Genomic DNA, 14,756 nt, shown 5'->3' on the forward strand with positions numbered 1-14,756 from the left:
ACAAACCTCATATCTATTCATGTAACCCTCTGGGTTGGATCGGGTGTCCAACTCCAGGGGGTCACTTCAGGGATGGGTTCACGGCGTCCCCCGACCCGTCTACCACCCGGCCAACCCCGGTGATCGAGCAACCCAACCCCCACCACGGAGGGGCTCCGCCGTTCGCCGATCCCCCGCCGCAGGCGCGCCTTCCGCGCAGGAAAAAAATTTCCAACTGACCTGTCGATTCCCGTCCCCCCGGTTCGTCGTACCCATGAAGGGCACGCAAACCGCCGCCCACGGGAGACCCACATGAAAGTCATGGTGATCGTCAAAGCCAACGCCGATTCCGAAGCCGGGCGCCTGCCCAGCGAAGCGGAACTGGCCGAAATGGGCGCCTACAACGAACAACTCGTCGCCGCCGGCATCATGCTCGCCGGTGAGGGCCTGCACGCCACTGCCCGTGGCCGCCGCATTCATTTTGGCGCCGCCGCGCCGCAGGTGCAGGCCGGACCGTTCGGCCCGCCCAGCGAGCAGATCGCCGGCTTCTGGCTGTGGAACGTGCGCTCGCTGGACGAGGCGGTCGAATGGGCCAGCCGTGCCCCGTTCGGCGCTGGCGGCATCCTCGAGCTGCGTCCGCTGATCACCGCCGAGGATTTCGGCGAAGCCTTCACCCCCGAATTACAGCAGCAGGAACAGCGTCTGCGGGAACAGCTGGAAAACTGATCGATCTTCCCTGCCACATCCGCCGGTACGCCCCGGCACCACCACCCAACGGAGCATTGCCATGAAACTGATTCCCTTCCTTGGCTTCAGCGGCCAGGCCCACGATGCGATGGCCTTCTATGCCAAGGCCCTCGGCGGCCAAGTCACCTCGGAGATGAAGTACCGCGACATGCCGCCATCCGATGGTTCGCCGGGCTGCAACGAGATGCCAGCTGAAACCCTCGACCACGTGGCGCACAGCCAGCTGGAGATCGACGGCGCGATCCTGATGGCCGCCGATGGCCCGGGCGGCGGCGAGGGCGGTTCGACCACCATCAATGTCGACGTCGACAGCATCGAGGAAGCCGAGCGCGTGTTCGCCGCGCTGGCTGAAGGCGGCCAGGTGCAGATGCCGATCGCCGAGACGTTCTGGGCGCATCGCTGGGGCATGTTGATCGACCGCTTCGGCAAGCCGTGGATGGTCAACTGCATGAAGCAGCCCTGATCCGGCTCCAACATCCATCTCCCATCACCCGCACAGGAAACGCAACGATGAGCGCACCGCAACCGCAGATAATCTTCGTCAACCTGCCCGTGCAGGACCTGCAACAGTCCAAGGACTTCTTCAGCGCGCTGGGCTACAGCTTCAACCCGGCCTACACCAATGAAGACGCCGCCTGCATGGTCATCAGCGAGAGCATCTTCGTGATGCTGCTGGTCAAGCCGTTCTTCCAGCAGTTCACCAACAAGAACATTGCTGATGCGCACGCGGAGACCGAGGTGATCACCTGCCTTTCCGCTGCCAGCCGCAAGGCGGTGGACGTGATGGTGGACAAGGCGGTGGCCGCCGGTGGCAGCGAGCCGCAACCGGCGCGCGATTACGGTTTCATGTACCAGCGCGGCTTCCAGGACCTGGATGGACACCTGTGGGAAATCGCACACATGGATGGCGAGCCGGGCTGACGGCGCGCCTCGAGGAGGAGAACCATGGCTTACGTCGATGCTTACGTGCTGCCGTGCCCGCAGGACAAGGTGGCCGACTACCGCCGCCTTGCCCGCAAGGCCGGCACGGTCTGGAAGGATCACGGCGCGCTGCAGTACATGGAATGCGTGGCCGATGATGTCGAACCCGGGAAGTCCACCTCGTTCCCGCGTGCGGTGAAGGCCAAGCCGGGGGAAACGGTCATCGTTGCTTTCGTGGTGTTCCGCTCGCGTGCTGCACGCGACCGCATCAACGCCAAGGTGATGGCCGACCCGCGCCTGGCCAGCATCGGCCCCAAGGACATGCCGTTCGATACCAGGCGCATGTTCTGGGGCGGCTTCAAGCCGATCGTCCAGGCATGAGGGTTGGCGCTTGTGCGGGCACGGCCTGCGTGCTGTGATCGGCGCATGACCGAGCCCGCCCTGAGCCAGCGACTGGAAACCCTCTGGCGGATGGAATCGCCGGTGTTGATCGCGCGCCTGGCGCGGCTGCTCGGCGGTGATGTCGGCCGCGCCGAGGAGCTGGCCCAGGACACCTGGCTGGCCGCGCTGGAGCGCTGGCCGGCGCAGGGCATCCCGGACAACCCCGGAGCCTGGCTGATGACCACCGCGCGCAACCGTGCCATCGATGTGCTGCGCCAGCACCAGCGCGTGGCGCAGCAGCATGCGCAATGGGGCGAGGAACTGCACCCGGCGGCGCTGCCCGCACCCGATGACAGCCAGGCACTGGAGGACGACCTCGGCGATGACCTGCTGCGGCTGATGTTCGTGGCCTGCCATCCGGTGCTGCCGGCCGATGCACGGGTGGCGCTGACCCTGCGCCTGCTGGGCGGGCTGACCACCACCGAGATCGCCCGCGCCTTCCTGCAGCCGGAACCGACCATCGCCCAGCGCATCGTGCGCGCCAAGCGCACCCTGGTGCAGAAGCAGGTGCCCTACGAAGTGCCGCGCGCCGAGGCGCTGCCCGAGCGGCTGGCCTCGGTGCTGGAGGCCATCTACCTGGTCTTCAACGAGGGCTATGCGGCCAGTGCCGGTGATGACTGGATGCGGCCGGCCTTGTGCGAGGAAGCGCTGCGGCTGGCCCGCATCCTCGCCCATCGCCTGCCCGCGCCGGCGGTGCTGGGCCTGCTGGCGCTGATGGAACTGCAGGCCTCGCGTGCCGCGGCGCGCGTCCATGCGCAGGGCCAGCCGGTATTGCTGGACGTGCAGAACCGCGCGCGCTGGGACTGGCTGCAGATTGAACGCGGGCAACAGGTGCTGCAGCGTGCGCTGGATGCCGGCGGCGGCAACGATGCCTACGTGCTGCAGGCACGCATCGCGGCCTGCCATGCCACCGCGCGCCGTGCCGAAGACACCGACTGGGCACGCATCGCCGCGCTGTATGCGCAGCTGCTGCAGGTGATGCCTTCGCCGGTGGTGGCCCTCAACCGGGTGGTGGCGGTGTCGCGCAGTGACGGTGCGTTCGCGGCCTGGGGGTTGTTGCAGCCGTTGCTGGTCGATGCGCGGTTGCAGGGCTATGCCCCGTTGCAGGTGGTGCGCGGCGAGCTGCTGCTGCAGCTGGGTCGGCGTGACGATGCCGCCACCGCCTTCCGCGAGGCGGCCGCGCTCACCGGCAATGCCCGCGAGCAGGCGCTGCTGCTCGCGCGCGCCCAGACATCTGGGTCAGAGCCCTTTTCCACCGGAAAAGGGATCTGACCCCTTCTTGTTGAGTGCCGACCAACGGTCGGCACCCACCCCGCCATCCCACGCAATGCAGGCTTTTGCTTTTGGAGTTGCCGGCCAGCGGCCGGCACTACCGCAGGTGCAGGGCGCAGCCCTGCCGAATCCCATTACACTCCGGAAGGATTTTCCTGCTGGAGAGAGCAATGAAACGAGCAGTACTGGGCATCCTGGCCCTGTCGGTGTCGAGCGCACTGATGGCCGCCACGCCGAAATTCGATGGCGCGCGGATCTCCGCCGACGTCAAGGAACTGGCCTCCGACGCCTACGAGGGCCGCTCGCCGGCCACCGCTGGCGAAGAAAAGACCATTGCCTATCTCAGCAAGCAGTTTGCCGCCGCCGGCCTGCAGCCGGGTGGCGACCTGCAGGATGGCAAGCGCCTGTGGACCCAGGCCGTGCCGCTGCGCAAAGGCGACATCGTCGGTACCCCGCAGCTGGCCCTGCACCAGGGCGGCAAGACCGTCACCCTCGACCAAGGCAAGCAGATCGCCGTGCGGGCCGCCATGAACGGTGCCACCACCGTCGACATCAGCAAGGCCCCGCTGGTCTTCCTCGGCTACGGCGTGAAGGCGCCGGAGCGCAACTGGGACGACTTCAAGGGCGTCGACCTGAAGGGCAAGATCGCCGTCGTGCTGATCAACGACCCCGATTTCGAAACCGGCAAGGGCGACTTCGACGGCAAGGGCATGACCTGGTACGGGCGCTGGCCGTACAAGTACGAAGAAGGCGCACGCCAGGGCGCGCTCGGCGTGCTGATCGTGCACGAGACCGCGCCGGCTTCGTACGGCTGGGCCACCGTGGCCGGCTCCAACACCAACACGATGTTCGACGTGGTGCGTGACAACCCCGCCGAGACCCACCCGCTGCTGGAAGGCTGGATCCAGCGCGACCTCGCCGTCGAGCTGTTCCGCGCCGCCGGGCAGGATTTCGAGGCGCTGAAGAAGAAGGCGCAGCAGCGCGACTTCACTCCGGTGGCGCTGACCGGCGCCAGCCTGGATGCGAAGTACGCAGTGAAGACCGAAGTGATCACCTCGCACAACGTGGCCGCACGCCTGGAAGGCAGCAGCCACCCGGACGAGACCATCATCTACAGCGCGCACTGGGACCACATCGGCGTGGGCGAACCGGACGCGCGCGGCGACCGCATCTTCAACGGCGCGCTGGACAACGCCAGCGGCACCGCCTCGCTGATCGAACTGGCCCGCGGCTTCGCCAAGGGTCCGCGTCCGCAGCGCTCGCTGCTGTTCCTGGCGGTCACCGCCGAGGAAAAGGGCCTGCTGGGTTCGGAGTACTACGCCACCCACCCGCTGTACCCGCTGGAAACCACGGTGGCGGCGATCAACATGGACGGCATGTCGCCGTTCGGTCCGTCGCGTGACTTCGGCATCTACGGCACCGCGCGCTTCGAACTGCTGGACCAGCTGAAGGACGTCGCCAAGGGCTGGGACATCCGCTACACCCCGGACCCGAAGCCGGAAGCGGGCCTGTTCTTCCGCTCCGATCACTTCTCGTTCGCCAAGCGCGGCGTGCCGGCGCTGTCCTGGTCGGCCGGCCAGGACTGGGTGGACGGTGGCGTTGCCGCCGGCAAGAAGGCCTCGGAGGATTACACCGCCAAACGCTACCACCAGCAGGGCGACGAATGGCAGCCGGACTGGGTGTTTGCCGGTGCCGCGCGCGACCTGGAAGTGCTCTACACGCTGGGCAACCAGCTGGCCAACTCGCGCAGCTGGCCGAACTGGAGCACCGACGAGTCGTTCCGCGCCGTGCGTGACAGCAGCGCCGACCAGCGCAAATAAGAAGCACCGGTAGCGCCGGGCCATGCCCGGCGTTCCCGTGACCGCTTCCATCCCCGGTTTCCGGGGCTTCGTCGCAGGCCGCTTGTTTGCCCGGTGGGCCGACCTATGCTCGGCTCACCCCCTTCCTCCAAGGCGCTGCCGTGATCGCCAGCCTCACTCTCATTCTCCGTCACCTGTTGGCCTGGGCCGTGGCACTGCTGGTGGCCGGCATGGTCTGGAGCGGCATCTTCAGCGGCATGAACGACGGCCCCGGCTGGATCTTCGGCCTGCTGGCGATGTTCCTGATGATCAGCGCGCTGGGCAGTGCCATCACCCACGTGCGCCGCGTGTGGCTGATCGCCGGGCGCCTCGACGGCAGCACCCTGTCCGGCCACCAGCGCCGCCAGATCGAAGTGCCTCTGGATGCTGGCCCTGCGTTCGCCCTGGTCGAGGCCGCCGTGGCCGAACTGCCGCGGGTGGAAGACGTGGAAAGCGCCGCCGGCAGCCTGCAGGTGCGCGCCTACGTGCGCCGCGTCGATCCCTGGAATGGCCGCCAGCCCTCGCGCTGGAACCTGCCGGCGCGGCTGGCCATCAAGCGCAACAGCGTGCAGGCCACGGTCACCCCGGGGCAGGGCACCAGCACCGTCACCCTGCTGTTCGAGCCCGATGCCGGCTGGTGGGCCGACCTGCTGGCGCTGGATGAGGGCAGCAATTTCGAGAACGCCGAGGCCGTCACCCGCGCCATCACCCGCCGCGTGGCCGACCAGCGCCGCGACGAGCAGGCCGCCGCCGAACAGACCCAGGTGGAAAAGGAACTGTCGGTGGCCCGCCTGAACCTGCTGCACGCGCAGGTGGAACCGCACTTCCTCTACAACACCCTGGCCAATGCGCAGGTGCTTACCCGCACCGATCCCGGCCGTGCCGAACAGATGCTCGGCCACCTCATCCAGTACCTGCGCAGTTCGCTGCCGCAGGTGGATGAGTCGGTGTCCACGCTCGGTGTGGAGCTGGAGCGCACCCGCGCCTACCTGGAAATCCTGCGCATCCGCATGGGCGCGCGGCTGGCGGTGGAAGTGCAGGTGCCCAACGAGCTGCATGGCGTGCACATGCCGGCGATGGCGCTGCAGACGCTTGTGGAAAACGCGATCAAGCATGGCCTGGAACCCAAGCCCGGTGGCGGCACGATCTGGATCCTGGCGCGTGCGTTCGATGACCACGTGACGGTGACCGTGGCCGACGATGGCCTGGGCTTCGGACAGGGCACCAGCGGCACCGGCATCGGCCTGAAGAACCTGCGCGAGCGCCTGCGCCTGACCTGCGGCGAGCAGGCCGGCGTGGCCATCGTCGCCAATTTCCCCAGCGGCGTTGCCGCCACCATGACCCTGCCGCAGCCGGCCAAGGAACGCAGTCATGCCGCTTGAAGCCCTGATCGCCGAAGACGAGGAACTGCTGCGGCAGTCGCTGGTGGAGCAGCTGGGCCGGTTGTGGCCAGACCTGAAGCTGGTGGCCGAGTGCGAGGATGGCGCCAGTGCGCTGGAACAGCTGGCCGAAAAGCAGCCGGACATCGCCTTCCTCGATATCCGCATGCCCGGCATCAGTGGCATCGAGGTGGCACGCGCGCTGTCCGAACTGAGCCCGCGCACGCAGGTGGTGTTCGTCACCGCCTACGACCAGTACGCCATCGACGCGTTCGAGCAGGGCGCGATGGATTACCTGCTGAAGCCGGTCAGCGACGAGCGCCTGCTGGCCACCCGCGAGCGCATCCTTTCGCGTCTGCCCAACACGCGCCAGGACGATGCGGTGCTGGAACGCCTGCTGCAGCGCCTGGGCCCGTCACAGGGCGCGGGTGATCGCCCGCCGCTGGCCTGGATCACCGCCAGCAACGGCCGCGACACGCAGCTGATCATGCTGGAGGACGTGGTCTATTTCCGCGCCGACAACAAGTACACGACGGTGGTCACCAGCGCCGGTGAAAGCCTGCTGCGCACGCCGCTGCGCGAACTGCTGGAAGTGCTCGACCCGCAGCACTTCCGCCAGGTGCACCGCTCGACCATCGTCAACATGAAGGCGGTGGCGGCGGTCAGCCGCGATGACACCGGCCGCGGCGTGCTGCGCCTGCGCCAGCGGCCGGAGACGCTGGTGGTCAGCCAGCCGTTCATGAGCCTGTTCCGCGGCATGTAGAAAGAACAATGCCACCGTGACAGTGCACGGTGGCATTGTGGCTCCCCCCGCTTCCCTGGACCCGTTGGCCAGCCTCAGTAGGCCGGCTGCAGGGTCAGATCGTGGTGGTGTTCGGTTTCGCCGACATGGTTGAGCCGGCCGACCAGTTCCGAGTGCTGCCGCATGCGGCCGATCTCGGTCATGATGCGGATGTCCTCGTGGCGCAGCTCGCGCCGGGTGGTGACGGCCTGCTTGTAGTCCAGCACTTCCGGGTAGTGCTCGGCCAGGTCCAGTGCTTCGGCAACGCACTCGACGCTGTCAGCCTTGGAGGTGATGCGGGCGCGGCTGTTGAATGCCTTCATCCAGCGTTCGAAACCGGCCTGCTGGTCGAACATGTTGGCCATGAACCAGATCACGAACAGGATCGAGACCCACGAGCCGAACACCACGACCACGCGGGTAAAGGTGATGTGGTAATCGTCGCGCCAGAGGTAGTTGGCGATCAGGCCGAGGATGAGCAGGGACGCCGCCTGCCAGCCGATGATCGAGGCGATCAGCCATTGGCACTTGGCCTGGGCCAGCACCGCCACTTCTTCGCGGATCTGCTGCTCGCTGAGGTTGCGCCAGTGCGCGACCTGTTTGTCGAACGGGCTGTGGTAGAGCTCGTTGTCGCGAAGCAGTAGTCCCAAACCCTTGAACAAAGCAATCATGGCTGGCTCCCTTGTGGAACGTGCGTCGATCAGCATTGGACGGTGTGGCGGGTTCAGTTCTAGCACTTCCAGAGCGCCGTGCAATGGGTGGAATGCCTAGCGCCGTAAGGGTTTTGTCTGAATGGGTGAATGTTGATGCGGCGCAGCATCGCGCCGGAAGCCTGCGTCAAGATGTCGCAGGGTGAAATGTGCTGCGGCTGCACATGGAACCGTGGCTGAGCCGACGGGCTCGCTGCATCGGCCCGTATCGCCCAGAATCGAGGCTGACCGCGCAGACCGCGGCCGATTCCGCCACCGCCTGGACCGAAGATGCCGCCGCTGCTGCACCGCCTTTCCCGCCCCGTCACCGCGCCGATCCGGCGCTGGGTGCTCGATGCCTTCCCGCGCGGCCAGAGCGGCATCGATTATGACCATCCGCTGGGCGACCCCGGCTGGTTCGGGCCGGACAGCGTGACCTGGCGCATGCACGCCGAGCTGCCCTCGATGCTGGCCGGCGGCCTGTGTGCGCTGATGCTGCAGACCCTGCACCCACGCGCGCTGGCCGGCGTGTACGACCATTCCAACTTCCGCCAGGACCTGGTCGGCCGCCTGCGCCGGACCACCGCGTTCGTCGCCGGCACCAGCTACGCGCCGGCTGCTGAAGTGGAAAAACTTGTGGCCAAGGTGCGCCGCATCCATGCGCAGATCCGCGGCCGCACCGCGCAGGGCGAAGACTACGCGGCTGACGACCCGCAGCTGCTGACGTGGGTGCACGTGACCGAGGCGTTCGGCTTCCTGCAGGGCTATCGCCGCTACGGCCGCGAGGTGCCGGTGGAGATTGCCGACCGCTACTACGACGAGTACCGCTGCGTGGCCGAAGCGCTGGGCGCGGTGGATGTGCCGCGCAGCGAGGCGGAGGTGGCGGCCTATTTCTGCGCGCGGCAGCCGGAGCTGCTGGCCGATGCGCGGTCGCGCGAGGTGCTGGAGGTGTTGTCGGCGGTCAACCTGCCGGTGCCGATCCCGGGCCTGTCGCGCGCGGTGTTCCTCGGCGCCGGTGCCGCGCTGCTGCCCGACTGGGCCGAAGCGATGCTGGAACGCAGTGCCGGCCAGCGTACCCAGGCGGCCGCGTCGGCCAAGCTGATGCAGGGCATGGCACCGCTGTTCCGCCGCGCGTTGCCCGATGGCCTGGCCACGCGCGCGTGCGCACGCGTGGGTGTGCCGGTGGACGTGTTGCGGGAGTGGCCGACCATGCGTTGATCCATCGCGTGGATGGCACTGCATCCCAAAAAAAAACGGGCGCCTTTCGGCGCCCGTTCGCATCACATCACCACACCTTGACCCGCTTGTCCGGGGCCAGGTACAGCTTCTGGCCTTCCTTCACTTCAAACGCCGGGTACCAGGCGTCGATGTTGCGCACGGTCAGCGCACGGTACTGGCCCGGTGCGTGCACGTCGGTCAGCAGGCCGTTGCGCAGTGCCTGCTCGCGGCTCTTGCTGCGCCACGCCTGGGCGAAACCGAGGAAGAAGCGCTGGTCCGGGGTGAAGCCTTCCAGGGTCTGGCCCGGCTTGCCCTGCAGCGACAGCTGGTAGGCGTCGTAGGCGGTGCCCAGGCCGGCCACGTCGGCGATGTTCTCGCCCAGGGTCAGCTTGCCGTTGACGTGCACGCCGGGGAACGGCTCGTAGCTGCTGAACTGCGCGGCCAGTGCATCACCGGCGGCGTTGAACTGCTTGAGGTCCTCGGCCGTCCACCAGTTGTGCAGTTTGCCGGTTTCATCGAACAGCGCGCCGGCATTGTCGAAGCCGTGGCTGATCTCGTGGCCGATCACCGCGCCGATGGCACCGTAGTTCACCGCGTCGTCGGCGGCGCCGTCGAAGAACGGCGGCTGCAGGATCGCGGCCGGGAACACCAGGCGGTTTTCCAGCGGCACGTTCATCGCGTTGATGGTCTGCGGCAGCATCGCCCACTCGTTGTGGTCGACCGGCTTGCCCAGCTTGGCGACGTTGCGCGCGTACTCGAACTGCTCGGCGCGCTGCGCATTGCCCAGCGGATCGTCACGGCGGATCTCCAGGCCGGTGTAGTCGCGCCAGGTATCCGGGTAGCCCATGCCCACGGTCAGGCCGGCCACCTTGGCCTTGGCGTGTGCCTTGGTCTGCGGCGACATCCAGGCCAGCGCGTCGATGCGCTTGGCGAAGGCGGCGATGATGTTCTTCGCCATCTCGTCCGCGCGTTCCTTGGTCTTGGCGTCGAAGTGCTTTTCCACGTAGCGCTTGCCGATGGCTTCACCGACGGCGTGGTTGGCATCGTCCACCGCACGCTTCCAGCGGTCGCTCTGCTGCGGGGTGCCGCTCAGCGCGGTGCCGTGGAAGGCGAAGCGGGCGTCGGCGAAGGTCTTCGGCAGGTAGGCCGCGGCGCGGTCCAGCGCGTGGAAGGTCATGTAGTCCTTCCACACGTCCAGCGGTTCGGTAGCCACCAGCCTGGACAGGCCGGCGACGGCCTTCGGCTGCCACACGATGAAGTCCTGCTGCTGGCCCAGCTTTGCTGCGTCCAGGAACGCCGCCCAGTCCATGCCCGGCGCCTTGGCGTTGAAGTCCGCCTGCGTCCACGGGTTGGCACCCAGGGTCACGTTGTTGGTTTCTTCCTGGCTGGCGTGGGCCTGGGCGATCTTGGTTTCCAGCGCGAGGATGCGCTGCGCCTTGCCTGCCGGGTCGGCCACGCCGGCCAGCTGCAGCACCTGCGCGATGTAGGCCTGGTACTGCTTGCGCAGCTCGGCCATGCGGCCGTCACCCAGGTAGAAATCGCGGTCGGGCATGCCCAGGCCGCCCTGCACCAGGTACGGCGCGTTGCGGTCCGGCTGCAGCATGTCCACCGACACCCACAGGCCGAACAGGCGGTCGGTGTAGAAGTTGGTGGCGTTGAGCAGGTCGACGTCGGCGCGCATGTCGCCGCCCAGCGCACGTGCCAGGCCTGCCTTGTCGGCGATGCCGCCGATCGCGGCCAGCTGCGGCTGCACCGGGGCCAGACCGCGCTTCTCGATGCCGGCCTCGTCCATGAACGCGGCGTAGTAGTCGCCGATCAGCTTGTCATCGCCGCTGGCCTGCGCATTGCCGGCCGCGCCTTCGAGGATCGCGCGGGTATCGGCCTGGGTCTTTTCGGCGATGACGTTGAAGCTGCCAAAGCGCGAACGGTCGGCGGGGATCTCGGTGTTCTTCACCCAGGTGCCGTTGGCGAAGCCGAAGAAGTCGTCGCCGGCGGCGATGCTGCGGTCCATGCCGCTGGCATCGAAGCCGAAGCTGCCCAGCATCGGCTTGGCCGGGGCAGGGGTGGCATCGGCCGGCGCGGCGGTGCCGGCGGCCGGTTCGGCCGGGCGGTCGCAGGCGGCCAGGGACAGGCTGGCGACGATGGCCAGCGCCAGGGTGGGACGGCGCAGCTTGGACATGGACTTCTCTTGCAGCGGGAAAACCCCAAGTCTAATCCCCTGCGCGTGTGCTGGACGCTCCGCCACGGGGGCCGCGCTGTGCGCGATCTGGCTGAACACGCGCCGACGATCTTCACGCCGTCATCGACGTGGTGCATGCTGGGGGCTGCATGCCGGTGCAGCCGCGGGGAGGTGGCGCACCGGACAGACCCAGGCGTCAAGAATGCTGATCTGCGGCCGCTCTGGTCGGGGATGTGGAGGAATCGTTCGCGCATGAAGCCAGTCGTCTGCACAGGGAACACCGACCGATGCCAGCGTTGAAGCACGCGCTGGCCCGGCCGCTGCGCGCCATCACCTGGGGCGGCATCGCCGTGGGCGTGCTGCTGGCCGTGGTGCTGGCGGTGATGCTGGCCAACGACTACCAGCGCCGGCTGGAAGCCGCGCAGCGGCAGAGCCGTGCCATGGCCGTGGGCACCGAGCGGCTGCTGGCGATGGAACTGCGCAACCTGGAACGGGCCATGAGCGGTATCGCCGCCGATGCCGCGCAGCTGTTCCGCAGCGTACCGGCGCAGGCGCCGGCGCTGCTGGATGCGTCCATTGACGGTGTGCTGGGCCGCCACGCGGAACTGCACAGCATCGTCGTGCTCGATACCTACGGCCGCGCGCTGACCGCCGGCAAGGGCGACCTGCAGCTGCCGCTGTGGACCGACCCGCAGCGGCGCGGGCAGGGCAGCGCGCTGTACCTCGGCCCGCCGCAGCAGGTCATCGATGGCAGCTGGGTGGTGCCGCTGGCGCTGCCGATGGCGGGCGACCGCTGGCTGCTGGCACGCCTGCGCTGCGAGGAGCTGCAGCGCATTGTCAGTGGCTTGGACGTCGGCGCCCATGGACTGGTGTCGATCAGTGACCGGGATGGTGCCATGCTGGCACGGGTGCCGGACCCGCAGGCGACGGTAGGCCATCGCTATCTCCTGCCGGGACGTGACCTGCTGGGTCGTGCTGCCGTGGTGGAACTGGGCAGCATCCCCGGCGCGGTAGATGGCATTCCGCGTATTTCCACCATCAGCACGCTGCAGCACAGCCCGCTGGCGGTGCAGGTCGGGTTGGCCGACCAGGATGTGCTGGCGCCCTGGTGGCCCTACCTGCAGGCAGCAGTGGCCATTGTGCTGGCCTACATAGCCGTGCTGCTGGTGCTGCTGTACGCGGTGCGCCGCAGTACCCGCAGCCATCAGTCGATGGCCGAGGAACTGCGCACCGGCAGTGCCGAACTTGCGTTGGCCAACCAGGTCGGCCGGGTATGCACTTGGCACGTGGACGAAGATGCCGCGCAGTTGCACTGGTCGCCGCTGGCCCGCGAGATCTTTGACATTCCGGCAGACTCGCTGCCCCTGTCCGACTTCTTTACCCGCGTCCACCGCGAGGACAGTGAGCGACTGCAGCGTGCGTTCGAGCAGTCGTTCGCCGGCGACGCGGTACTGGACGAGGAATTCCGCCTGGTGCTGCCCGGTGGCCAGGTGCGGTGGGTGGCCGCGCGCGGCCAGCGGGTGGAAGTGGCCGACCGCCAGCGCCGCATGATCGGCGCGCTGACCGACCAGACCGAGCGCTACCGTGCGCGCGAACAGATGAGTCGTGCAGAGCGCCGCTTCCGCCTGCTGTTCGACCGCAACCCGGCACCGTTCTGGGTGTTCGATCCAAGCAGCCTGCGTTTCCTTGAAGTCAACGAAGCAGCTGTCGAGCAGTACGGCTACAGCCGCGAAGAATTCCTGCAGATGAGCATCCTCGACATCCGTCCGCGTGGCGGGTGGGACGAGGTGATGGGTGCCATTGCACGGGCGCGCGTGGATGGGCTGCCGGAGTCGACGGTGCGCATGCACCGGCGCCGCGATGGCAGCGAGTTCGAGGTGCGTGCGCACCTGTCCATGCTGGATTTCGACGGTCGCGCCGCCTGCCTGGTGCTGGCCGAGGATGTCAGCGAGCGCCTGGCCTACGAGCGCGACCTGGCCTACCGCGCGCGGCACAACCCGGATACCGGCCTGCTGACCGTGCGCGCGCTGACCGAGCAGCTGGACGCACAGGAAGGCGCCTACACCATCGCCTACGTGCAGCTGCGCGGCTTGCAGCTGGTGGCCGATACGCTGGGCCGCGAGATCGGCGATGCGGTGCTGCAGTCGATGGCCCTGCGCCTGGGCGGGTTGGGCGCGCGCTTCGGCACGCTGGCCTTCCAGCCGGCCGAGGACTTCGTGCTGGCCATCGGTGGCGAGCACACCGCGCAGCGGGCGCTGGATGACCTGCTGCAGATCGTCTCGGCGCCGATGCGCGGCAAGGATTCGCTGCACCAGTTCGAGCCGCGCATCGGCGTGGCCGTGCATGCGGTGGGCGATGGCCACAGTGCCGAGCAGGTGATCGGCATGGCCGCGCAGGCTGCGCATGCCGCGCGCGCCGAAGGCAACGTGGTGGCCTGGTTCGATACTGCGGTGACCACCCGCCTGGCCGACCGCCTGCGCCTGGCCGCGCGCATCCATGCCGCCATCGACAACGAATTCCAGCTGTATTTCCAGCCGATCCGCCATGCCAGCGATGGCAGCCCGGCGGCACTGGAGGCGCTGCTGCGCTGGCCGCAGGCCGATGGCAGCTTCATTCCGCCCAGCGAGTTCATCCAGCTGTGCGAGGACACCGGGCTGATCCTGGCGTTGGGGCGCTGGGTGATCCGCGCCGCCGCACAGGCACAGCGGCGCTTGGTGGATGCCGGTTGGGGCGAGCTGTCGATCGCGGTGAACGTGTCGGCGGTGCAGTTCTTCAACAGTGACCTGGTGGCCGAGTTCACCCGCGCACAGAAGGAGTTCGGCCTGGCCCGCGGCGCACTGCACGTGGAGCTGACCGAGAGCAGCCTGATGCGCAAGCCGGCGCAGGCGATGCAGACCATGCAGCGCCTGCACGAGCAGGGCATCTGCGTGTCGCTGGATGATTTCGGCACCGGCTATTCCAGCATGTCCTACCTGCAGCACCTGCCGCTGGACATCCTGAAGATCGACCGCAGCTTCGTGGCGGATGTGGAAACCAATCCGCGCAACGCCTCCATCTGCCGCGCACTGCTGTCGCTGGGCCACAGCATGGGCCTGACCATCATTGCCGAGGGCGTGGAAACGCCGGGCCAGCTGAACTGGTTGGCCGCGCACGGCTGCGACCAGGTGCAGGGCTACCTGCTGGGTCGGCCGGCGCCGCTGGAAAAGATCATCGATTCGCTGGATGAAGTGGTGGTGTGAGCGGGAAGATCCGCGGGGGGGGGGGGGGGGGGGGGGGCGGGGGGGGGCGCCGGGCGGGGGGGGGGCGGGGGGG

The 14,756-nt window shown here is 68.0% G+C and carries 12 protein-coding genes; 10 read left to right on the forward strand and 2 right to left on the reverse strand.

Annotated features, from left to right (window positions below; translation table 11 throughout):
* Positions 1-291: 291 nt before the first annotated feature.
* The 8 genes from IAE56_RS17770 to IAE56_RS17805 all read left to right on the forward strand — a co-directional run bounded on the left by IAE56_RS17770 (position 292) and on the right by IAE56_RS17805 (position 7,340).
* Entirely contained in the window at positions 292-705 is a 414-nt protein-coding gene (locus IAE56_RS17770; RefSeq protein ID WP_200753443.1) for a YciI family protein, read from the forward strand.
* 61 nt (positions 706-766) lie between these two features.
* The gene (locus tag IAE56_RS17775) at positions 767-1,189 is read left to right on the forward strand and encodes a VOC family protein (protein WP_200753444.1); all 423 of its coding nucleotides are present in this window, start codon (positions 767-769) and stop codon (positions 1,187-1,189) included.
* 47 nt (positions 1,190-1,236) lie between these two features.
* Positions 1,237-1,647, forward strand: coding sequence for a VOC family protein (locus tag IAE56_RS17780; protein ID WP_200753445.1), 411 nt, complete (start codon positions 1,237-1,239; stop codon positions 1,645-1,647).
* Positions 1,648-1,671: 24 nt separating this feature from the next.
* Positions 1,672-2,028 (forward strand): DUF1428 domain-containing protein, encoded by a 357-nt coding sequence (locus IAE56_RS17785; RefSeq protein WP_108745879.1) that lies wholly within the window; start codon positions 1,672-1,674, stop codon positions 2,026-2,028.
* Positions 2,029-2,073: 45 nt separating this feature from the next.
* The gene (locus IAE56_RS17790) at positions 2,074-3,360 is read left to right on the forward strand and encodes a sigma-70 family RNA polymerase sigma factor (RefSeq protein ID WP_200753446.1); all 1,287 of its coding nucleotides are present in this window, start codon (positions 2,074-2,076) and stop codon (positions 3,358-3,360) included.
* A gap of 170 nt (positions 3,361-3,530) precedes the next feature.
* Positions 3,531-5,180 carry a M28 family metallopeptidase gene (locus IAE56_RS17795; RefSeq protein ID WP_108767581.1) on the forward strand — a complete coding sequence of 550 codons (1,650 nt, stop codon included), beginning with the start codon at positions 3,531-3,533 and terminating at the stop codon, positions 5,178-5,180.
* Positions 5,181-5,320: 140 nt separating this feature from the next.
* Positions 5,321-6,580: a histidine kinase gene (locus tag IAE56_RS17800; protein ID WP_108767582.1), complete on the forward strand. Its 1,260-nt coding sequence runs from the start codon at positions 5,321-5,323 to the stop codon at positions 6,578-6,580.
* Positions 6,570-7,340, forward strand: a complete 771-nt coding sequence (locus tag IAE56_RS17805) for a LytTR family DNA-binding domain-containing protein (protein ID WP_200753447.1) — start codon at positions 6,570-6,572, stop codon at positions 7,338-7,340. The genes IAE56_RS17800 and IAE56_RS17805 overlap by 11 nt, the downstream gene beginning before the upstream one ends.
* 74 nt (positions 7,341-7,414) lie before the next feature.
* Here IAE56_RS17805 and IAE56_RS17810 read toward each other — a convergent pair whose 3' ends face one another.
* Positions 7,415-8,029: a hypothetical protein gene (locus tag IAE56_RS17810; RefSeq protein WP_108767584.1), complete on the reverse strand. Its 615-nt coding sequence runs from the start codon at positions 8,027-8,029 to the stop codon at positions 7,415-7,417.
* A gap of 309 nt (positions 8,030-8,338) precedes the next feature.
* Between IAE56_RS17810 and IAE56_RS17815 the strand changes: the two genes are divergently transcribed.
* Positions 8,339-9,265, forward strand: coding sequence for an oxygenase MpaB family protein (locus IAE56_RS17815; RefSeq protein WP_200753448.1), 927 nt, complete (start codon positions 8,339-8,341; stop codon positions 9,263-9,265).
* A gap of 67 nt (positions 9,266-9,332) precedes the next feature.
* Here the strand turns inward: IAE56_RS17815 and IAE56_RS17820 are convergent, their stop codons facing one another.
* The gene (locus IAE56_RS17820; protein WP_108767586.1) at positions 9,333-11,444 is read right to left on the reverse strand and encodes a M13 family metallopeptidase; all 2,112 of its coding nucleotides are present in this window, start codon (positions 11,442-11,444) and stop codon (positions 9,333-9,335) included.
* A gap of 287 nt (positions 11,445-11,731) precedes the next feature.
* On the opposite strand from IAE56_RS17820, the gene IAE56_RS17825 reads away from it, so the two are divergent.
* Positions 11,732-14,683 (forward strand): EAL domain-containing protein, encoded by a 2,952-nt coding sequence (locus IAE56_RS17825; protein ID WP_234456179.1) that lies wholly within the window; start codon positions 11,732-11,734, stop codon positions 14,681-14,683.
* The last annotated feature ends 73 nt before the right edge of the window (positions 14,684-14,756 follow it).

It is taken from the genome of Stenotrophomonas sp. S41, from assembly GCF_016624625.1.
Lineage (GTDB): Bacteria > Pseudomonadota > Gammaproteobacteria > Xanthomonadales > Xanthomonadaceae > Stenotrophomonas.